The sequence below is a fragment of the Haloferax elongans ATCC BAA-1513 genome (genome assembly GCF_000336755.1).
GTDB lineage: Archaea > Halobacteriota > Halobacteria > Halobacteriales > Haloferacaceae > Haloferax > Haloferax elongans.
The window spans coordinates 245,304-265,561 of record NZ_AOLK01000021.1 but is presented as its reverse complement, the minus strand read 5'-3'; the positions used below and the strand labels follow the sequence as shown (position 1 = coordinate 265,561).

Sequence of the window (20,258 nt, the reverse complement as noted above, 5' to 3'; positions counted from 1 at the left end):
CTGCAGTTCAGACGCGCAGTTCACCGCAATTCACGCCTGCAATTCACGCCGGAAGTATCGGCTCAAAACGAACAACACCACCGCGAGAACGGCGGCTGGGATGGCGACTGCAGGGACGCTCACAGGAATCTCCGTGCCAGCGAAGGGGTTTCCGCCCCCGGCGGCGAGATAGCCCGCCAACAACTCTTGTCCGGCGTGACCGAGGAGGAAGAATCCATCGAGGGTGACGACGGCCGCCGCACCGGTAACGAGGCTAATCATCGTCGCGGCGTCTTCGACGTTCAACAGGTGTGCGGCCTCGCCTTCGCTCATCACGTCGCCGCGCTGGACGCGCTGATAGCCGACGTACACCAATCCGAGCGCTGCGACCGCCTCGATAGCACCCGCGTACGCCCCAAGGACGAGGATTTTCGGCGCGGACGACAGTGGTTCACCGCCGGGAAAGAGACGCTGTGTCGACGCTGGCAGCGTCATCGCCAGTGGCAACACCAACGCGAGTGCACCGAAGATTGCACTCTGTAACGCGAGTTTGTATGCGAGGTGCTGCTTGAAGAGACTGCGTCGGCGCACTCGAACCCGCTCGTAGGCCGACTGTCCGAGCAGTGCCGACGCGATGGGGTCGTCGAAGCCGTCGTCACCATCCATGCTGTACGAGTGTCGGGTGCGGGACCTCGATATAAAACCTAGTCGGTCCCGAAATCAGTCGTCAGAGACAACAGTTCGACCGACTAAGGGGTTCGGCAGTCAGTCGAGTACCGAGACGACAGCGTCTGCGAGGTCGCCGACCGCGTCGTGGCCACCGAGGTCGAGATACGGCTCGATTAGTTCGAGTTCCATGAGCCGAAACTCGCCGTCGCGTTCGATTCCATCGACGCGGGCGTAGGGGAGGTGTGCCGCGTCGACACCGACGAGTTTGGCCGCCGTCTCCAACGCCTTACTCGCCTGCGCGACGATTTCCTCGGTCGGTTCGTACGTCCGGTCTTCTGCGTCGAAATTCGGGTCGACACCGAACTCGTCTGGCGCGCGGAAGCTCTGCCACGCGTAGCTGTACTCCCCGCAGAAGAACACGAGCGAGCGCTCGCCATCGGCGACCTCGGGAGCGAACTCCTGTACGAGCGCGCCGCGCGACGAGAGCGTCTGACCCTCGGTTTCGCCGCCCGCGGTCGAGCCGGTTCGCCGTGCTGCCGAGAACGGTTCTTCGAACCGCGGTTGGTCCCGCGCTGCCGTTTCGAGCGACGTTTTCCACGCGCCAGCCGAACTCGTCCCAATTGCCGGTTTGACGACGGCCTCGTCCCAGCCGCGTTCTCTGAGTATCGTCTCCAGATTCGGTCGCTCTCCGGGTTCGACCCACGCGGTCGGGATGATAGGAACGCCCGCGGCGTCGAGTTCGCTGAGATAGGATTTGTTCATACTCCACCGAACCACGTCCGGCGGGTTCAAGAGCGTCACACCCGCGTCCTCGACAGTCGAAATCCAGTCACGGAAGTCGTCCGGGCGCGTGTAGTACTTCCAGCAGGACCGAAGGAGGGCCACGTCGAAGTCGGACCAGTCCACTGACGAGTCCATCCAGCGAACCGCCTCGGCGTCGAAGCCGTGGCTGCGAAGCGCCTCTCGGAGCGCCTTCCCATCCGCTGTCAACTCCGGGGCGTCGGTACCGGTGACGATGCCGAGACGTTGGGGAATCATCATGACACGGACACGGTCGGGCGGGAGTGGGTAAAGTGTTCGCGTCGGGGTAGCACAGAGCAACCTCTGTTCCAAGCGCTCGCCAGAACTGAGATCAGTCCGAAAACTCACCGACCTGCATGGAGTCGGCTCCGCTGACTGACGAAGACACGGCCCTCATCGACATCGTCACCGAGACGAACTTGGACACCTTCGACCCCGATTTCTTCGACAGTGCGGACATCGTCACGGCGGGGGTTAGGATGGCTGACGGCGAGGTATACGAGGGCGTGAGCCTCCCGGCGAGTATCGGCCGCGCCTCGATGTGTGCCGAACCCGTCGCCGTCGGTTCGGCCATCGCCGATGGGTACACGCACGACGAGATTCAGACCTGCGTCGCAGTCGCGTATCCGATGGACAGCCACGACGCGACTGAGGTCCGGGTCGTCCCGCCGTGTGGCCCCTGCCGCGAACTGCTCGCCGACTACAACGACGCGATGCGGGTTATCGTCCCCATCGACGGCGAAAATCGGGTCGTCGATGCAATCGACTTGCTTCCGACGCGGACGTGGTAGTCGGGATTTGCGTCTCTACTCGGCCAGCGAGACGACATCGTGGAGTGACTCCACCTCGTAGGTCGGCGTGACCGAGAGCTCGGTATCTCGGGTGTGCGCTCGTCGGACGAACACGGAGTCGAGTCCGGCACGCTCCGCCGCGACCACGTCGCTATCGCTGTCGCCGACGTAGAGCGCCGATTCCGCGCCGAGGTCGGCCATCGCCCGGTCGATGTAGTGCGTGTTCGGTTTTTTGAGCGTGAGACTCTCCAGTGTCTTCTCGCGGCCGTAGTAGGTGTCGAACAGCGAGCGCATCTCGAAGAAGTCCAATTTGAACTCGATGGTGCTGTGGTGGTTGTTGCTCACGATACCGCGAGCGACCGAGAGGTCGGCGATAGCGGAGACGTCGTCGTAGCGTTCCCGAGCGCCCGCCTCGAAGGCGTCGAACTGCGACTGCTCGTCGTGGTGTTCGAACGCGTCCCAGAACGTAGCCACGTCGAGGTCGTACACCGAACAGACCTCGAAGAGGGCGTCGGCGCTCTTCCCGCCCATGACGGCGTCGAGATGCTCCTCTCGGATGTCTTCGACGCCGACAGCGCGGAACGCCTCACGAGTCGCCTCGCGTTGTGTCTCCTGGTTCGGTGGTTCGACGAGAACTCCGTCGCTGTCGAACAGCACCGCGTCGTATCGTGTCACGAACCACACCACCCCGCGGTGCGAAAATAGTTGTTTTGGTCTTGATAGTTTGGTGGCCGCACCCATTTGGCAGTCCGAAGCGCGGGTCCGAGCGCTTCGAAGCGGCGTAATCGAATTACCGGTCTGTGTACTTCGTGGCCGCTCGGCGGATGCTCCCGGCGAGTTCGGTCAGGTTGTCGCTCGCGCCGGAAATCTCGTCTGCGACCTGTTTGAGGACGGCGACGCTTCCACTCAGGAACACGCCCGCACTCTCGCTCGGCGCGAGCGGCACGTCGTACTCGACACAGACCGATTCGAGGGCGTCGATGTCGCGCTGTTCGAGGCCTTCGGCGACGAACGAGAGCGACACGCCGGTCGCGGCGCTCGCGTCGTCACCGCCGCGCATGGCCAGTTGTTTCTCGGCTTCGCGGCGCGAGATATCGGTGTACTCGACGACCCGGACGGCGTCGTCGTCGACGAGTCGGTCGGTGCCGAGGGCGTGGGCGACGAGCGCCACGTCGCGCGTCTCGGCTACGTCGTGGGTTCGGATGATGTGCGCGCCGCGTTCGACTTCCATCGTCGCCGCGGCGAGGCTGACCGGCAGTTGGTCTTCGTTTTCCATTCGCCCGGCGATGTCGCCGAGGAAGTCCTCGCGGTTCGTCGCTGTCAGGAGCGGGCGGTTGAACGCGCGGAACTCACGGAGTCGGCGGAAGCGCTCGCGGTCGTCCGCGAACGTCTTTTCGGGCGTCCATTTCCCGAAGGAGGGGTCGAGAATCGTCTTGTCGGTAAAGCCGCCGCGTTCGAGCGCGGCAAAGGTCTCTTCCATCGAGATGACCGCACCGGGGTTCTGGCGGTCCGGCGGGCTTGCCATCTTGATGTTCGGCACGTCGTAGTCCTCACAGACTTCGCGCATTCGCGGGTCGGCGAAGCCAGCGACGTCGTTGACGATGTCGAAGCCGCGAGTGAGGGCCTCTTCAGCGACGTCTGCGTACCGAGTTTCGATAGAGAAGACGGCGTCGTCGCCGATTTCGTCGATGACGGCGACGGCCTTGTCCAACCGTTCGAGTTCCTTCTCGGCCGGGAGGACGTCGTACTTGATGTTCGCCGACTGGAGGCCGATGTCGACGATGTCGGCACCCTCGCCGATGAGTTCGTCTTCGGCGAACCGCGCGGCGTCTTCGATTTCGGCGTGCATACTCGGTTTCCACCCCGAACTTGGGCTCATGTTCAGCACACCCATGATTCGCGGGCGGTACCCGTCACCGACGGTGAAGTCGCCGAGTTCGACCGTTCTCATATGTGCGTAGGACGGTTGCCGAACAAAAAGCACATCGGTCGAGTGAGGACAGATTGCAGCGAAACTGGCCGACAACTCCCCGACGAGGCCGGCCAACCAAATGTTGATGTGGGTGTGGTGTGTCGGGCTGGCTGACACCTCGAATGACTGAATCGACTGGTGCGAGCGAGGCGACGAGTGAGGGAAGAAACAGTTGCGTCGAGAAACCGGGTGCACGACGTGACGACTGACCAGTCCACCTGCACGTTCGTCTTCGACCCGAGTGAGTGGGAGACTGACCACGACTTGGAGAGCCCGCTCCGCGGCGACGACTCCCTGACAGACGACGGCCAGTGGGAGTGCCCGCACGACCCCGTCTCCGGGTCCGACCACTGTCCGTTTCATTTGCTGCACCTCCCGCCTGCGGAGCGACCTGGCGACATCGACCAGAGCGAAGCACTCCTGGACGTCCTGACGGAGGCCGCCGAGTGCGACGACCGGACGGAGCGACGCCGAAAAAAGCAGTTCGTCGGCGCGAAGTTCGACACGCTCTGTCTCGATTCGGTCGTGATAGACGCCGACAACAACTATCCAATCGACCTTCGGCACGCGACCATCGGCTCGCTCGACTGTACGAACGCAACTGTCACCCACGAACTCGATTTGAGCGGGGCAACCATCTCCGGCGAGAGCCACCTTCACGGGACGTTCGAGTCGATTCGGTGTTTCGGAGCGACGGTCGCCGACCTCACGCTCGACGTATCGAGGCTGGACGACGCCGTGTTCGCGTCGGCCGATTGTGGCACGGTCTCGTTCGAAGATGCAACCGTCGAGCGCGTCGACTTCCGCGACGCAGACGCCGAGCGCGTGGCGTTCGACCGCGCCTCGATTCGGCGGGCGTCCTTCGACGAGGCCACCATCAACACGGCTCGGTTTTCCTTCGCCGACATCCGACTGTGCGACTTCGACGACGTGACGTTCGGGGTCGGGAACTTCTACTTCGCGTCGTTCGACGAGGCGGACTTCCGCGGTGCGACGATAGACCGGGCAGTGTTCAAAGACACGGCGTTCGACGGCGCGTACTTCAACGACGTGTCGTTCGCGCTCGCGAACTTCATCCACACCAGCATCTCGCGGGCGCACTTCTCCGGTGCGTCACTGGGCGAGGTCTCGTTCTACGAGTCTACCTTCGAGTTCGAAGCGGACTTCTCGGACACCCACCTCGGCTGGGCCAGTTTTCAGGACTGCACGTTCGACGCCGCCGACTTTTCGGGCGCAGTCCTCGAACAGACCGTGTTCCGAGGCGCGAGCTTCGAGGAGGCGGACTTCCGCGGGGTCGACCCGGCGGGCGCGTTGAACCTCAAAGAGACGACTATCGAACGTCGCCTCCGCGTGCGACCGGATGTGACTCGCGCCCCAAACGACTCGTACGTCTGTCTCGAGGGGAGCACGATTGCCGGTGGCTGTCTCGAACAACCCACGGACGGAACCGCGATTTACGACGTTGCAGGCGCGACACTCGGCACCGTCGAGTTCGCCGCGCCCGACGACGTGGACGTGCTCTCTCGAATCCGGTTCTACCGGACGCGATTCGACGCGTTCGACTACCGCGACGACGACATCGACCTCGCGGCGAACCAGTTCGAGATACACCGCAACCCCGACGACCTCGGAGAACGGGCGTCGTCGCTGGCGAGTTACGGACTCGCGCTCACGCAGGCGCGCAGCGACGAGGAGTCGGAATTCGGGCACGCATTCGAATCGGACAGGTACGAGGAGTTACGGGACCGGGCGGCCGAGGGACTCGCCCGCGACCCAGACCGCTATTACGACGGGGCGCTCTGGGACGACCCGGACGCGGAGGGACTCGAATCGACCTACCTCTACGCGAAGAACGGCGCGAGCAAAATCAACGACAACCAATCGGCAGCCGAGTTCTTCCGTCTCGAAATGAGCCACCGGCGGGACCGCTACGCCGAGTTGGCGTCGGAAGCCGATTCGCGGGTCGAATGGGCCAGCTACCGGCGTCGCTGGGCGAGTAACCTCGTTCTCGACTGGGTGACTGGCTACGGCGAGCGCCCCTCGAACGTCGTCGGCACGTCGATGCTTGCAGTCGCCCTGTTCTCAGTACTCTACTACGTCCTCGCACCCGGCCTCTACGAGAATCCGTTGAACTACGGGATACTGAGTATCGGCTCGTTCGTGACGCTCCTGCTCGGGCAGGCGTCGAAGGTGTCGATACCGCTGATTAACTTCCTCAGTCAGGTCGAGGCGTTCCTCGGCGCGTTCCTCATCGCGCTGTTCGTGTTCACGCTCACGCGGTCTATCAACCGCTGAGGTGTGGGTCGCTGAGACAGACTTAACTCGCTGTTGTCCGAGGTGGGAGCGATGACTGACGCCGACTCCGGCGAGGTTCGAACACAGCTCGAACAGGCGTTTTCGGAGGTGAACCTCCCGATAACCGGGCCGCACGACCTCTCGGCGGCGTTCCGGTCGGGAGACAACGCGAGCTTCGAGATTGCGGACTCCGAGGTGACGCCGTCCGAACTCCAACTCGCGGTTTCGCCCGATGGCTACCCGTACGAGACGGTCGAGGCGTTCGTCGACGAACTCGTCGATACTCTGGAAGACGGCGCGTAGTCAACACGGAAGTTGCGGAGAACGGCCGAGGCGATAGAGACTGTTTTAGGCGAGCAACCGTACACCCACATGAGTTGTCAGCACCGTGCCGAACGACGTGTTGGCCACGGTACGGTGTCGAAGCAATGTGGCGCGACCGGACTGCCCCGAAACGACCAGACGCGACCTGAGACCACCCGGCGCGACCCGCAACGACCCCACCCCGACACGACCCGACACGGCCCGAAACGACCTACCCCGACACGAACTGAGATGGAGTCGAGACCACCTACCCCAGAGCTGTGACAGAAACTGACACCGACACCGGACTCGTCGTGCTCACCAACCGCGAGCCGTACGTCCACGACGCGCCGAACGACGTGACCAAACCGGTCGGCGGACTGACCGCCGCGATGGACGACGTGATGCGCGAAATCGGCGGCACGTGGGTCGCACACGGCCACGGCCGCGCCGACTTCGACGTGACAGATAGCGATGGGTACGTTACCGTCCCACCGGACGACGGACAGTACTCGCTCAAGCGACTCGACATCCCCGACCAGCCCTACGAGGGCTACTACTACGGCTACAGCAACCAAGTCCTCTGGCCCCTCTGTCACGAACACGTCGACCGGATTCGAGCCTCGCCGGACGATTGGACCGCCTACACCGCGGTAAACGAGCAGTTCGCCGGTGCCGCCCTCGACGCACTCGCCCGGCAGGATGACGACACGGCGCTTCTGTGGGTTCACGACTACCACCTCGCGTTGGTCCCGGAACTCGTCCGTCGTCAGACCGACGGCGACGTGACGATTCAGCACTTCTGGCACATTCCGTGGCCGCCGGCGCAGTTGTTCGACCGGAGTCCTCACGCAGCGGCTCTGTTGACCGGATTGCTCGGCAACGACCGCATCGGGTTCCACACCCACGGCTACGCACAGGAGTTCCTCGCGACAGTCGAGCGAACCCTTCCAGACGCCGAAGTCGACACCGACGCGCTTCAGGTGACCCACGAGGGTCGAACCGTCGAGGTGTACGTCGCGCCCGTCGGCATCGACACCCAGACGGTCGATAACCTCGCAGAGAGTCCCGAAGCCGAACGATTCTGGCGCGACCTCCGGGAACGGGAGGGAATCGCCCCAGACGAGCGAATCGCCGTCAGCGTCGACCGACTGGATTACACGAAAGGCATCCTCCAGCGACTCGACGCCGTGGAACACCTGCTCGAACGCGACGACTCCCTGCGCGGGTCGTTCCGACTGCTTCAGAAGGGGTCGCCGACCCGCGAGCAGATTCCAGAGTACGAGCGCTACCAGCGGGATATCTTCGAGAAGATACGCCACCTCAACGACCGATTCGGAACCGAAGAGTGGCAGCCAGTCGTCTATCTCGATGGTCGCTACACCCGCGCGGAAATCAGCAGTCTCTATCGGAACGCCGACGTGTGCATCGTGAGCCCGCTCGCGGACGGCTACAACCTCGTCGCACAGGAGTACGTCGCCGCGAACCAGTCAGCCTCGGGAGCGTTGGTCCTCAGCAAGTTCGCGGGTGTCCACACACTCATCGGCGACGACGCGTTCACCATCAATCCGCACGACACCGCCGGGTTTGCGGCGCAAATCGAGGCCGCGCTGGACGCCCCGAAAACGGAGCGAGCCGAGCGATTCCAGCGCATGTACGAGCAGGTCGCGGCGTCCGATATCGGCGCGTGGATGGAACACTCGCTGGGACAGTGGAGTCGATGAGCGTCGGCGCGACTCGACCACTCAGATCCCTTACTAAATTCTCCTTCAGCGAGCGCCTTTGAGGGACGAGTGAGTACGTGTAGCTGCAGTGAGGTAGGTATCCCCCACTCGGCCCTCCGCCGTCGAGACGGCAGTGAACTGACTCGGACGGCACCCAGTTTCCTATGAACTCCGACACGTATCTCTCCCGAATTGGTATCGACCCCGACTCACTCGGCGAGCCGTCGCTTTCGTCGCTCCGTCGCCTCCAACACGCCCACGTGACGACGATTCCCTTCGAGACGCTCGCCGTCACGGGCCATCCCTTCGACGAGACAGACGACGGCGAGGGCGTCCGACTCGAACTGCCGCACCTCTTCGAGAAAGTCGTCGAGCGCGAGCGCGGCGGCTTCTGTTTCGAACTCAACGGCCTGTTCAACTGGCTGCTCTCCGACCTCGGATTCGACGCCGACAGAGTGGCTGCGCGCGTCCTCGACGACGACGGCGTCGGTCGCCCACCGGCGAACCACCACTCGAACGTCGTCGAACTCGACCGGAGATACGTCGTCGACGTCGGTATGGGCGTCCCCTCGATGCGGCGGCCGACCCCACTCGATGGCGAGGTCCGAACCGACGAAGCGGGCGTCTCGTGGCGCGTCGTCGAGAGCGACCGCCCGGACGAGACGCATCTGACGCAGTACCGCTACGAACCCGACGGAGAATGGCAAGACCGCTACCTGTTTTCGGACACGCCGCGCATGCTGACGTACTTCGAGGCGACGTGCGACTACCTCCAGAGCGCCCCCGAGTCGTCGTTTACCGGCGACCCCGTCGTCATCCGGCCGACCGAGGACGGCCATCGAAAACTCGCTCCGGAGTCGCTGACGCGGTACGTCGGAAGTGAGTCGAGCGAGCGCGAGATTGGAGCGGCAGAGTGGGACGACCTCCTCGAACGCGAGTTCGGCATCGACTACCGAGTCGAGGCGGACGAATCGCCGGTCGCGTAGCGCCACCAAGTATGATTCCGAGCTTAGCCGTCGCCGAAGTCGGCGAGGTGGTTCACGCTTCCCGCGCCCTGTCCGACGTCTGCGGGTGCGGCGAGCGCCGCCCGCGTGAACGCGATGCCGCGCTCGACGGCGGTTTCGAGGTCGTCGCCGCGGGCGAGTCCGGCCGCGATTGCACTCGACAGCGTGCACCCGGAGCCGTGAGTCCGGTCGGTGTCGACTCGCGGGTTGGTGAACGTCGTCGTCTCATCGCGGGTGACGAGCGTGTCGGCGACTGTTCCGTCGCCGGTTTCGACGTGACCGCCCTTCAGGAGGACCGCGTCGGCACCGCGCTCGAAGAACCAGTCGGCGGCCTCGCGGGTTGCCTCGGGACTGTCCGGCACGTGGCCGGTGAGTTCCGCGGCCTCGTCTGCGTTCGGTGTCACCAGCGTCGCCTGCGCGAAGATGTCGTCGTAGGCGTCGATGGCGTCCTCGTCGAGGAGGCGGTCGCCCGAAGTTGCGACCATCACGGGGTCGACGACGATGGGGGCGTCAGAGTCGGAGAGACACTCTGCGACCGTCTCGACTGCCTTGGCCGTGGCGAGCATTCCGAGTTTTATCGCGCCGATGTCGAAGTCGTCGGCGACGGCGTCGAACTGAGTTCGCACTGTCTCACTCGGGAGGACGTGCGTTCCGGTGACGCCGCGGGTGTTTTGCGAGGTCACGCCGACGATGACCGAGCCACCGTAGACGCCGAGGCGCGTCATGGTCTTCAGGTCGGCCTGAATGCCCGCGCCGCCGCCGGAGTCGCTGGAGGCGATGGTGAGCGCGTACGGCGGGGTTTCGGGCGTCGGCGAGAGCATGTCGTCGCTCACGGCTGCACCTCGATTTCGATTCGTTCGATTCGGTCCGCGAGGTCGGGAAGCGGGTCGTCGGACCGCTCCGCGGCCGTCCCGTTTGCGAGGCCAGCAACCGCATCGAGGAACGCGACGCGGTAGCTCGCCGGGCCGTGATACTCGCCGAAGACGCCGTCAGCGGCCAGTTCGCCAGCCAGTCCGTAGGCCATCGTCCCTGCCAGCGCGGCTTCGAGTGGGTCGTCGATGGCGGCGGCGAACGTCGCCAGCGTCACGCCGAGCATACAACCGGTCCCGACGACGGTTCCCATCATCTCGTGGCCCGCGTGGACCTCGTAGGCGAGTTCCTCGGTCGCAACGATGTCCGTCTCGCCGGATGCGACGACGACAGAGCCCGTTTCGCGGGCGCACGCGACCGCAGTCGCCGCGATTTCGGCGTACTCGCCGACCGATTCGACACCGCGGACTTCCGCATCGGCACCGGCGAGCGCGGATATTTCACCGTAGTTGCCGTTGAGCACGTCCACGTCGAGTTCCGTGACGAGTCTGTCGGCGACGCGAGAGCGAGTCGGGGTTGCACCGACGCCGACGGGGTCGACGACGAGCGGCACGTCGTTCTCGCCCGCGGCGCGGCCCGCGGTCAGCATCGTCTCTTCGCCCGTCTCGCTGACCGTCCCCATGTTCAGGAGACAGCCGCTCGCGATGGAGACCATGTCGCCTACTTCGCGCTCGTCGTCGGACATGACCGGCAGGCCGCCCCAGTGGAGCGTGATGTTCGCCACGTCGTTGACGGTCACTTCGTTGGTAACCGAGTTGACGAGGGGTTCGGCCGACGTGACGGCCGAGAGCGCGCGCTGGAGGTCCAGGTCGCGGTCGAGACCGCCCGACGAGCGTGTCATTGGCGGTCCCTCCCGTCGTCGACCGCGGTCGCAAGCTGGCGCGTCGCAGCTTCGGGGTCGCCCGCGTCGGTGATTTCTGTGATGACCGCGACACCGTCGGCCCCGGCGGCAACCACGTCAGCCGCGTTCGAGGCGGTGATACCTCCGATACCGACGAGAGGAATCGAGACGGCGTCTGCGACGGCCGCGACTCGCTCGACGCCGATTTCGTACTCGTCGTCGTCGATGTCTTTCGAGTCGGTCGCGAAGACGGCACCGACACCGAGGTAGTCGGCACCGGCGTCTTCCGCGGCCTGTGCAGCCTCGACCGTCGAGACCGACCGGCCGACGATGGCGTCTCGGCCCAACTGGTCGCGGGCGGCCGCTATCGGGAGGTCGTCGTCGCCGAGGTGGACGCCGTCGGCGTCGACTGCCGCGGCGATATCGATGCGGTCGTTGACGACGAACGGGACGCCCGCCTCGGCTGTCAGTTCGCGCACGTCGCTGGCGAGGACGTAGCGCTCGCGGGCAGTCGCCTGCTTCTCGCGGAGTTGCACGAAGTCCACGCCACCGGCGACCGCGGCCTCGACGACCTCGGTCGTCGACCTGTCGCCCGACAGGTCCGACTGGGTGACGAGATACGTGTCCATGGGGATATTCATTGGTTGTATCTGTTGGTAGTCGGCTGTGGCGGCAAAGTCGTTACCATTCGACGAATTTCCGAAGCGACCGGTTCTCGGCGACTGAGAGGCTGCTATCGGGGTTATCTCGGTGGACAGCGAATCGACATGTGGTGAGTGGTGATGATATCGTTTCTCGTCGCATACGGCAGCAAAGAGGGACAGACCGAGAAGATAGCTGAGCGAATCGTCGCAGTACTCGACGGCCGGGGCCACGAAGCAACTGCGGTCTCAGTCGCCGACGTTCCGACAGACCTGTCGGTCGAGGACTTCGACGCGGTGCTCGTCGGGTCGTCCATCCACATGGGCAAGCACGGAACGAAGGTACACCGCTTCGTCAGGGAGCACCGCGAGGCACTCGAAACGCGGCCGAATGCGTTCTTCCAAGTGTCGCTGTCGTCGGCGTTCCCGAGCAAAGAGAGCGACGCGCACGTCGCCGAGTACATCGAGGAGTTCGTCGAGAAGACTGGGTGGGAACCGGACCGAATCGGAGCCTTCGGGGGTGCGCTCCGCTACTCGAAGTACGGGTTCTTCACGCGGATGATAATGAAGCGCATCACGCAGGAGACCATCGGCGAGACGGATACCTCCCAAGACTACGAGTACACCGATTGGGACGAAGTCGAGGCGTTCGCCACCGACTTCGCCGCCCTCGTCGAGGCGGGTGACGTGGCGGTCGACGGCGACGTGGCGGCTGGTGGCGAGCCCGAAGAAACGTCCGTGTAAGGCATGAAGTCCCGCACACTCGGTATCGTCGCCGTCGCCGTCCTCCTCGTGGTCGCCACAATCGGTGGTGGCCTCTGGGCGTTCGGGCGACTCTCGTTTTTGAACTCCTACGGGAGCGAGTACTCCTACGAAGTCCGCGTCTCGGCGAACGAGCCGATTTCGAACGTGACCATCTTGGCCCCGTTGCCGGTCGTCGACGGCGACTCGCCCGTCGCGGACGTCATCGAGACGCGGGAGTACCTACTCCCCGAGACGTGGTCGTACGACGTAGTCGAAACGGAGTACGGACCGATGCTCAGACTCCAAGCTGACGAACTCCCGGCCGACCCGACGTATCACCGCCCGGTCATTGAAAACGACCGACTCGTTCGGTGGGAACGAGTCTCGGCCGACGAGTACGACCAAAACGACACCGATGTCGTCAGAGTCGACCACGATGCAATCGAGTTGACCGCCGACCGGACGGTGAACCGCTCTGTCGAAACCCGAGCACCCGAAGGGACAGAACCGCTGTTCGAACCGCGGTCGAACGTGACCGCAGTCCCCTGTGCGTGGCCGTACGAGGACGACGACGTGCAGTGTTACAGCTACGACACGCAGATATTCGTCTCGTACGACGGCCCGGAGACGACCGAACTGTCCGTGACTGTCGAACTCCGCGGCACCAACTCGTGGTGGGTCGGCGGATGGAACTACAACGAGTACACCGACCGCGTGTACGTCTACGACCTACCGGCCGACCAGCGCGGGTGGGTCATCGTCGAGGGGGCCGCCGAGACTGGTGTCGGAAACTATCCCCGAAATCTGCCACAGTGAGTCCTCTCGACCACTGTATCACCTCGACCACTGTATCACGTTCCAGTAACTGTGACAGTTACCGAGGCTGGCAAATGTGACGGCCTGCACACACACTTTTCACTATTTACATGATTATATATGATAATGACTGGCGACGACCAGACGCGGGCGACCCGACCACCCGCGACGACGGGCGGCGGCGACCTGAGTGACTTGCAGGCGTTTCAGGAGTCGCAGGCCTACGACGTAGCTGACGTGGCCGAGTACGCCGCGCTGGCGGCAGACTTGCGTAGCGTCGTCGCTGGAGAGGTTCGGTTCGACGAGTACACGCAGGTGTTGTACGCGACCGACGGGTCGATTTACGGGGCGCGCCCGGCGGGCGCCGTCATCCCGAAAACCGTCGCGGACGTTCGCGCAGCAGTCGAGACAGCGGCCGAGCACGACGTACCGATTCTGCCGCGCGGTGCCGGGTCGTCGCTCGCGGGACAGTCTGTCGGTCCCGGCTGTGTCGTCCTCGACTTCTCGAAGTACATGGACGACATCGTCGCGGTTGACCCCGAGAACCGCCGGGCGACAGTCCAACCCGGCGTGGTGCAAGACGACCTCGACGACCACCTTGCGCAGTACGGTCTCAAGTTCGCGCCCGACCCGGCATCGTCGAACCGCGCCACCATCGGCGGCGGCATCGGCAACAACTCGACCGGTGCGCACTCGGTTCGGTACGGTATCACCGACGCCTACACCGAGGAGTTGCGCGTCGTCCTCGCCGACGGGTCGGAGATTCACACCCGCGACGTCGTGCTCGACAGCGACGAGTGGGACGACATCGTCTCGAAAGACGACCGCGAGGCCGAGATTTATCGGACTGTCCGGGCGCTCGTCGAGGACAACGACGCCGAAATCGAACGCCGGTATCCCGAACTCAAACGCTGCGTGTCTGGCTACAACCTCCACAAGGTCGTCTTCGAGAACGACGACGGCGAGCGCGTCATCAACCTCTCGAAGCTGTTCGTCGGTGCCGAGGGGACACTCGGCGTGGTGGTCGAAGCGACCATCTCGCTGGTGACGGTCCCCGAGGAAACGGCGCTCGTCCTCTACGCTTACAACGACCTCGTCGACGCGATGGCCGCGGTTCCGGACGCTCTCGACTTCGACGCCAGCGCGGTCGAACTCATGGACGACGAGGTGTTTCGGATGGCCCGCGAGTCCAGCGAGTACGCCCAGTACGTCGAGCAGATTCCCGACGGGGCGGCCGCGACGCTGATGCTGGAGTTCGACTCCGAGTTGCACGACGACTTCGAGGCGACGATTCGGCGGGCGAACGAGCACTTCCTCGAATCGGACGACAGCCACGCCGACGGGGATGCCCACAACGACGGAGATGCCCACGCCGAACGGGACGCCCACACCGATGAGGACGGCGGCGGCACCGCCTTCGACGCCATCGAAGCCTACTCCGACGAGGCGCAGGGTGACATCTGGAAGCTCCGAAAGGCGGCGATTCCGCTTCTCATGTCACTTCCGGGCGACCCGAAGCCCTACCCGTTCATCGAGGACGCGAGCGTTCCGCCCGAGGAACTCGCCGAGTACGTCCAGTCGTTCGAGGCGGTGCTGGCCGACCACGGCACGTCGGCCGCCTACTTCGCCCACGCCGGGGTCGGCACGCTCCACATTCGGCCCATCTTGAACCTGAAAGACGCCGACGGCATCGAGACGATGCACTCGATTACCGACGACGTGACCGACCTCGTGTTGGCGCACCACGGCGCGTTCTCGGGTGAACACGGCGACGGTCTCGCGCGAACCGAGTGGAATCCGAAGATGTACGGCCCGGACCTCTGGGAGGCGTTCAAGGACCTCAAATCCGCGTTCGACCCCGAGTGGCGGATGAACCCGGGGAAAGTCGTCTATCGCGACGACGACCCGACTGATATGCGCGAGCACCTTCGCTACGGGCCAGAATACTCTTCGCTCGAACCAACCACGGCACTCGATTTCGACGACGAAGGCGGGTTTTCGCATCTCGTCGAACTGTGCAACGGGTGTGGCACCTGCCGACAGACGGGGTCCGAAACGATGTGTCCGACCTACCGCGCCTCACGGGACGAGATGGAGACGACCCGCGGCCGGGCGAACATGCTTCGCGCGGCCATCAGCGGCGACCTGCCCGAATCAGAGCTGTACGCCGAGCGATTCCAAAAAGAGGTGCTCGACCTCTGTATCGGGTGTAAGGGCTGCAAGAACGACTGCCCGACGGGCGTGGACCTCGCGAAGTTGAAAGCCGAGGTCAAACACCAGTACCACACCGAAGAAGGGTCGTCAGTCCGGGAGCGACTCTTCGCGCAAATCGACGCCGCGGCGAAGTTAGGGAGCAAACTCGCACCAGTCTCGAACTGGCTCACGGCGGTTCCCGGGGCACGGGCCGTGATGGACCGCTATCTCGGCATCGCTGCCGACAGAGACCTGCCGACGTTCACCCGGAACACGCTCGAACGCTGGATGAACAGCCGACGGTCTGCAGTCTCCCCGACCGACGCGACCCACCGGGTGCTTCTGTTCCCAGATACGTACACGAACTACGTGTCTCCCGAGGTGGGCAAGGCCGCAGTGCGAACCCTCGAAGCGGCGGGCGTCCACGTCAAACTCGCCGAAAACGTCGCTCCGAGCGGCCGGGCAGCCTTCTCCGGCGGCTTCCTCGACGTGGCGCGCCAGCGGGCACATCACAACGTCCGGCGCTTGCGGCCATTCGTCGAAGACGGCTGGTCGGTCGTGTTCACCGAACCGTCCGACGCGGTGATGTTCCAAGACGAGTACGCCGACCTGCTCGATGGACAGGCCGCATTGGACGTCGGCGCGGCCGCCTACGGCGTCATGGAGTTCATCGACGTATTCCGACTCGACGAACAACTCGACGTTCGAGGACGAGCGGGGAGTTCGGCTGCGACTCCCCAAGCCGCGGCAGACGGCGGCCGCAACTCGCCCGAGTCATTGACCTACCACGGCCACTGTAATCAGAAGGCGCTGAACAAGGACCACCACGCAGTCGGTGTGCTCCGGCGCGTCGGCTACGACGTGGACCCACTCGATTCGGGATGCTGCGGGATGGCCGGGAGTTTCGGCTACGAGTCCGAGCATTATGACCTCTCGAAAGCCATCGGCCGAATCCTGTTCGAGCAGGTGGACGAGAGCAGCGGCGACACCGTGGTCGCACCCGGGGCGTCGTGTCGGACGCAACTCACAGACCGAGATGAAGCCACGCACAGACCTCCGCACCCGATTGAGAAAGTCGCCGAGTTGCTTCGGTGATGATTTCGTGGGTCGGGACGCCATGGTGTGGCACCGAAGCCGGGTGTCGGTTCCGCAAACACACCTTTTACACTACGGTGGGGCATCACAGCACACACCATGTCAGATGCACCCGATGTCGGCGAACTCAATCCGCCGAATCGAACGCTGATGGGGCCGGGTCCGAGCGACGTTCATCCGCGCGTCCTCCGCGCGATGTCGACGCCGCTCGTCGGGCACCTCGACCCCTCGTTCATCGAGATTATGGACGAGGTGCAGGAACTCATGCGCTATACGTTCCGAACCGACAACCAGTGGACGATACCCGTCTCGGGGACCGGGTCGGCGTCGATGGAGGCGGCCATCGGCAACCTCGTCGAACCGGGTGATACCGTCCTCGTGCCGACGAACGGCTATTTCGGTGGTCGCATGGAGTCGATGGCCGAACGCGCCGGTGGGAGTGTCGTCCACGTCGATGCCCCGTGGGGCAAGCCGCTCGCCCCCGCCGACGTACAGGACGCGTTCGACGAACACCAACCGGACGTGTTCGGCTTCGTCCACGCCGAGACCTCGACCGGCGTGAAGCAGCCGAACGTCCCCGAACTGACGAGCATCGCCCACGACCACGACGCCTACGTCGTCGCCGACTGCGTGACCTCTCTGGGCGGCGTCGAACTCGAAGTCGACGACTGGGGCATCGACGTGGCCTACTCCGGCCCGCAGAAGTGCCTCTCCTGTCCCCCGGGTGCGAGTCCGTTGACGCTCAACGACCGCGCGATGGACAAAGTGCTCTCACGCGAGGAAGAACCCCGGTCGTGGTACCTCGACCTCTCGCTTCTCGAAGGCTACTGGGGCGACGACCGCTCGTACCACCACACTGCACCCATCACCAACGTCTACGCGATTCGGGAGGCGCTCCGCCTCGTCGCCGAGGAAGGTATCGAGAGTCGCTGGGAGCGCCACCGCCGGGTTGCGGGCGCGCTCAAAGCCGGTGTCGAAGCGATGGGTCTCGGCCTCAACCCCGAAGACGAGTACTGGCTGCCGAGCCTCAACGCGGTGCTCGTCCCCGGTGGCGTCGATGCTGGCGCGGCAATCGACTACGTCCTCGACCACTACGACCTCGAAATCGCGGGCGGTCTCGGCGCGCTCGCGGGCGACATCTTCCGAATCGGGTGTATGGGCTACGCTGCACAGCCCGAGAACGTCGCGTTCCTCATGACCGCACTGGGAGAGGCGCTGGAGGCGCAGGATGTGGACGTTGACGTGGACGCCGGATTCGCGGCGATGCGCGAACGGTTGCACCAATAGCGGTACTGGACCTCACCGAACGGCGACCACCGACGAACCCCACCTGTGGGCACTCTCTCATCTCTCATCGGCCCAAGCATACATCCCGAACTAGCCCAAGCACTCTATCGAGCCCGAAATGAAGCGATCTACACTGGTCGTCCTCGCGGTCCTCGCACTCGTCGGTGGCGGTGTTGCGACCGCCTTTGTGACCGGCGTCGGCCCGTTCGCCAGCGACGACGACGAGCTAGACGGTGAGTTCCCGACGCAGACGGCAACACCGAGCTCCGGAGGCGACTCGTCCGGCGGTGGCGACGGCGGTGACAGTAGCGGCGGCGATTCCGACGAGTCTTCGTCTGACGAGACCTCGACGCCGCCGTTTACGTTCGTCATCGAAGACATCGAAGAGTGCGGGCAGACGTGCCGCGACGTGACGAGTAGCGTGACGAACCAGCAGGACGACGCTGCGACCGGTGTCACGGTCTACAGTCGAATCTACGTCGGCAACAGCACCGCCGAAGACGACGTCGTCTGGCAAGGAAAAGAGGAGATTGGCGGCCTCGAAAGCGGTGAGTCCTACACCGCGACGCGTCGCGTCGAACTCTCGTTCACTGAGGCGTTCGCGGTCCAGCAAGCCGACGGGTGGATAACCATCCAGACGACGATTCAAAGCGACGAGCAGACGCTGACCTACACTGAGCGTCGGGACGTGGTCTAAGACAGCCCACGGTTGTCGGGCGCACATCACTCCGCCAACCCCCACCGGTTCCGCAACGACTTTTCGCGCCGCCTGCCAACGCCGGGTATGAACATCGAGGTTCGCGAACTGGCCGGTCTCGGCCCCGACGCTCGCCACGCCTTCTTCGAGCGAGACGCCGGTGTCGCCGAGGTCCGGGCGGACGTCCGCGACATCGTCGAGCGCGTCAGAACTGAAGGCGACGTCGCACTCCGCGAGTTCTCCCGCGAGTTCGACGAGGTCGAAGTGGGTAATATCGACGTGACAGACGCCGCAGAGCGCGCTTACGACGAAATCGACGACGACGTGCGCGAGGCCATCGAGACGGCCGCGGCGAACATCCGCGAGTTCCACGAGCGACAGGTACCCGACGACTGGCGCGAGGACTTCGGCGGCGACTCGGGCACGCGCGAACTGGGTCGGCGCTATCGCCCGCTCGAACGCGTCGGCGTCTATGCCCCCGGCGGGACGGCAGCGTACCCGTCGAGCGTCCTGATGGGCGTCATCCCTGCGAAGGTCGCTGGCGTCGAACACGTCGCAGTTGCGACGCCCCCGGCCGACACGATGAACCCGGTCACGCTGGCCGCGATGCACGTCGCGGATGTCGATGCCGTCTACTCTGTCGGCGGAGCGCAGGGCATCGCCGCGCTCGCATACGGGACCGAGACGGTGAACGCCGTCCAGAAAGTCGTCGGGCCGGGCAACAAGTGGGTCACCGCCGCCAAGGCCGAAGTCCGCGGCGACGTGGATATCGACTTCCTCGCCGGTCCATCCGAAATTCTCGTCGTCGCCGACGAGACCGCAGACCCACGGTTCGTCGCGTCCGACCTCGTCGCACAGGCCGAACACGACCCCAACGCCTCGGTCGTTGCCGTCACCGACGACGAGGAGATTGCAGACGCCATCGTCGCGGAAGTCGAGAACCAGGCCGCCGAGAGAAATCGGACTGAGACCATCGAGGCCGCGCTGGAGAACGACGCCTCTGGCGTCCTCCTCGCGCGGTCGATGTCGGAGGCAGTGCTCTTCGCCGAGGAGTACGCCGCCGAACACCTGTCGATTCAGGCCGACGACGACGAAGCCCTCTTGGACCGCATCGACTCGGCTGGAAGCGTCTTTTTGGGACCGTACACCCCCGTCGCGGCGGGTGACTACGCCTCCGGGACGAACCACGTCCTCCCGACCGGCGCGGGCGCAAAGCGACAGGGCGGCCTCTCCGTGGACCACTTCGTCCGCTCGACGACCGTCCAGCGACTCGACGAAGCTGCGTTAGAAGACCTCTCGGAGACGATTACGACGCTCGCAGAGGCAGAGGGCCTCGACGCGCACGCACAGAGCGTCCGCGAGCGTCTCGACGAGTAACTGCCGACCGCTTTCGACGAGTCTGAATTTCTTTCTAACCATTTTTATGACACATAGTTACGTCGTTCAAAACGAGGTTAGATAGTCTATAACCTCCGAAATTCGGAGATTAGTGAAATACTGTCGCCCCGTCTTTTTATCTTGTCAGACGACGACTAG

At 64.3% G+C, this 20,258-nt stretch carries 18 protein-coding genes; 11 read left to right on the top strand and 7 right to left on the bottom strand.

Annotated elements, in window-relative coordinates:
- Positions 1 to 30: 30 nt before the first annotated feature.
- Both C453_RS14170 and C453_RS14165 read right to left on the bottom strand, forming a co-directional pair.
- Positions 31 to 645, bottom strand: coding sequence for a hypothetical protein (locus C453_RS14170; RefSeq protein WP_008325402.1), 615 nt, complete (start codon positions 643 to 645; stop codon positions 31 to 33).
- A gap of 99 nt (positions 646 to 744) precedes the next feature.
- Positions 745 to 1,689 (bottom strand): ATP-grasp domain-containing protein, encoded by a 945-nt coding sequence (locus C453_RS14165; protein ID WP_008325400.1) that lies wholly within the window; start codon positions 1,687 to 1,689, stop codon positions 745 to 747.
- 116 nt (positions 1,690 to 1,805) lie between these two features.
- Here C453_RS14165 and C453_RS14160 point away from each other — a divergent pair, with 116 nt between their 5' ends.
- Positions 1,806 to 2,240, top strand: coding sequence for a cytidine/deoxycytidylate deaminase family protein (locus C453_RS14160; RefSeq protein WP_008325399.1), 435 nt, complete (start codon positions 1,806 to 1,808; stop codon positions 2,238 to 2,240).
- A 15-nt stretch (positions 2,241 to 2,255) separates the two neighbouring features.
- Here C453_RS14160 and C453_RS14155 read toward each other — a convergent pair whose 3' ends face one another.
- Positions 2,256 to 2,915, bottom strand: a complete 660-nt coding sequence (locus tag C453_RS14155) for an HAD family hydrolase (protein ID WP_049907708.1) — start codon at positions 2,913 to 2,915, stop codon at positions 2,256 to 2,258.
- Positions 2,916 to 3,030: 115 nt separating this feature from the next.
- Entirely contained in the window at positions 3,031 to 4,191 is a 1,161-nt protein-coding gene (locus tag C453_RS14150; protein WP_008325397.1) for a dihydropteroate synthase, read from the bottom strand.
- Between the two features lie 177 nt (positions 4,192 to 4,368).
- On the opposite strand from C453_RS14150, the gene C453_RS14145 reads away from it, so the two are divergent.
- The 4 genes from C453_RS14145 to C453_RS14130 all read left to right on the top strand — a co-directional run bounded on the left by C453_RS14145 (position 4,369) and on the right by C453_RS14130 (position 9,520).
- Complete coding sequence (locus C453_RS14145; protein WP_241430777.1) at positions 4,369 to 6,507, top strand: pentapeptide repeat-containing protein; 2,139 nt, start codon at positions 4,369 to 4,371, stop codon at positions 6,505 to 6,507.
- A 51-nt stretch (positions 6,508 to 6,558) separates the two neighbouring features.
- On the top strand, positions 6,559 to 6,810 hold the full coding sequence (locus tag C453_RS14140; RefSeq protein ID WP_008325395.1) for an MTH865 family protein: 252 nt from the start codon (positions 6,559 to 6,561) through the stop codon (positions 6,808 to 6,810).
- A gap of 281 nt (positions 6,811 to 7,091) precedes the next feature.
- Positions 7,092 to 8,534 carry an alpha,alpha-trehalose-phosphate synthase (UDP-forming) gene (locus C453_RS14135; RefSeq protein WP_008325393.1) on the top strand — a complete coding sequence of 481 codons (1,443 nt, stop codon included), beginning with the start codon at positions 7,092 to 7,094 and terminating at the stop codon, positions 8,532 to 8,534.
- A gap of 164 nt (positions 8,535 to 8,698) precedes the next feature.
- Positions 8,699 to 9,520 (top strand): arylamine N-acetyltransferase family protein, encoded by an 822-nt coding sequence (locus C453_RS14130; protein WP_008325392.1) that lies wholly within the window; start codon positions 8,699 to 8,701, stop codon positions 9,518 to 9,520.
- A gap of 23 nt (positions 9,521 to 9,543) precedes the next feature.
- Here C453_RS14130 and thiD read toward each other — a convergent pair whose 3' ends face one another.
- Genes thiD through thiE form a run of 3 tightly spaced genes read right to left on the bottom strand, consistent with a single transcriptional unit; the run spans position 9,544 to position 11,890 of the window.
- The gene (gene thiD / locus C453_RS14125; RefSeq protein ID WP_049907707.1) at positions 9,544 to 10,359 is read right to left on the bottom strand and encodes a bifunctional hydroxymethylpyrimidine kinase/phosphomethylpyrimidine kinase; all 816 of its coding nucleotides are present in this window, start codon (positions 10,357 to 10,359) and stop codon (positions 9,544 to 9,546) included.
- 8 nt (positions 10,360 to 10,367) lie between these two features.
- Positions 10,368 to 11,249 (bottom strand): hydroxyethylthiazole kinase, encoded by an 882-nt coding sequence (gene thiM / locus C453_RS14120; protein WP_008325387.1) that lies wholly within the window; start codon positions 11,247 to 11,249, stop codon positions 10,368 to 10,370.
- Positions 11,246 to 11,890 carry a thiamine phosphate synthase gene (thiE, locus tag C453_RS14115; protein WP_008325381.1) on the bottom strand — a complete coding sequence of 215 codons (645 nt, stop codon included), beginning with the start codon at positions 11,888 to 11,890 and terminating at the stop codon, positions 11,246 to 11,248. The genes thiM and thiE overlap by 4 nt, the downstream gene beginning before the upstream one ends.
- A 141-nt stretch (positions 11,891 to 12,031) precedes the next feature.
- On the opposite strand from thiE, the gene hemG reads away from it, so the two are divergent.
- The 6 genes from hemG to hisD all read left to right on the top strand — a co-directional run bounded on the left by hemG (position 12,032) and on the right by hisD (position 20,099).
- Positions 12,032 to 12,634, top strand: coding sequence for a menaquinone-dependent protoporphyrinogen IX dehydrogenase (hemG, locus tag C453_RS14110; protein WP_008325379.1), 603 nt, complete (start codon positions 12,032 to 12,034; stop codon positions 12,632 to 12,634).
- Positions 12,635 to 12,637: 3 nt separating this feature from the next.
- Entirely contained in the window at positions 12,638 to 13,450 is an 813-nt protein-coding gene (locus C453_RS14105; protein WP_008325378.1) for a hypothetical protein, read from the top strand.
- Positions 13,451 to 13,576: 126 nt separating this feature from the next.
- Complete coding sequence (locus C453_RS14100) at positions 13,577 to 16,738, top strand: FAD-binding and (Fe-S)-binding domain-containing protein (RefSeq protein ID WP_008325377.1); 3,162 nt, start codon at positions 13,577 to 13,579, stop codon at positions 16,736 to 16,738.
- A 150-nt stretch (positions 16,739 to 16,888) separates the two neighbouring features.
- The gene (locus C453_RS14095) at positions 16,889 to 18,025 is read left to right on the top strand and encodes a pyridoxal-phosphate-dependent aminotransferase family protein (protein WP_193788071.1); all 1,137 of its coding nucleotides are present in this window, start codon (positions 16,889 to 16,891) and stop codon (positions 18,023 to 18,025) included.
- Positions 18,026 to 18,143: 118 nt separating this feature from the next.
- Entirely contained in the window at positions 18,144 to 18,722 is a 579-nt protein-coding gene (locus C453_RS14090) for a hypothetical protein (protein ID WP_008325375.1), read from the top strand.
- A gap of 87 nt (positions 18,723 to 18,809) precedes the next feature.
- On the top strand, positions 18,810 to 20,099 hold the full coding sequence (gene hisD, locus C453_RS14085) for a histidinol dehydrogenase (protein ID WP_008325374.1): 1,290 nt from the start codon (positions 18,810 to 18,812) through the stop codon (positions 20,097 to 20,099).
- The last annotated feature ends 159 nt before the right edge of the window (positions 20,100 to 20,258 follow it).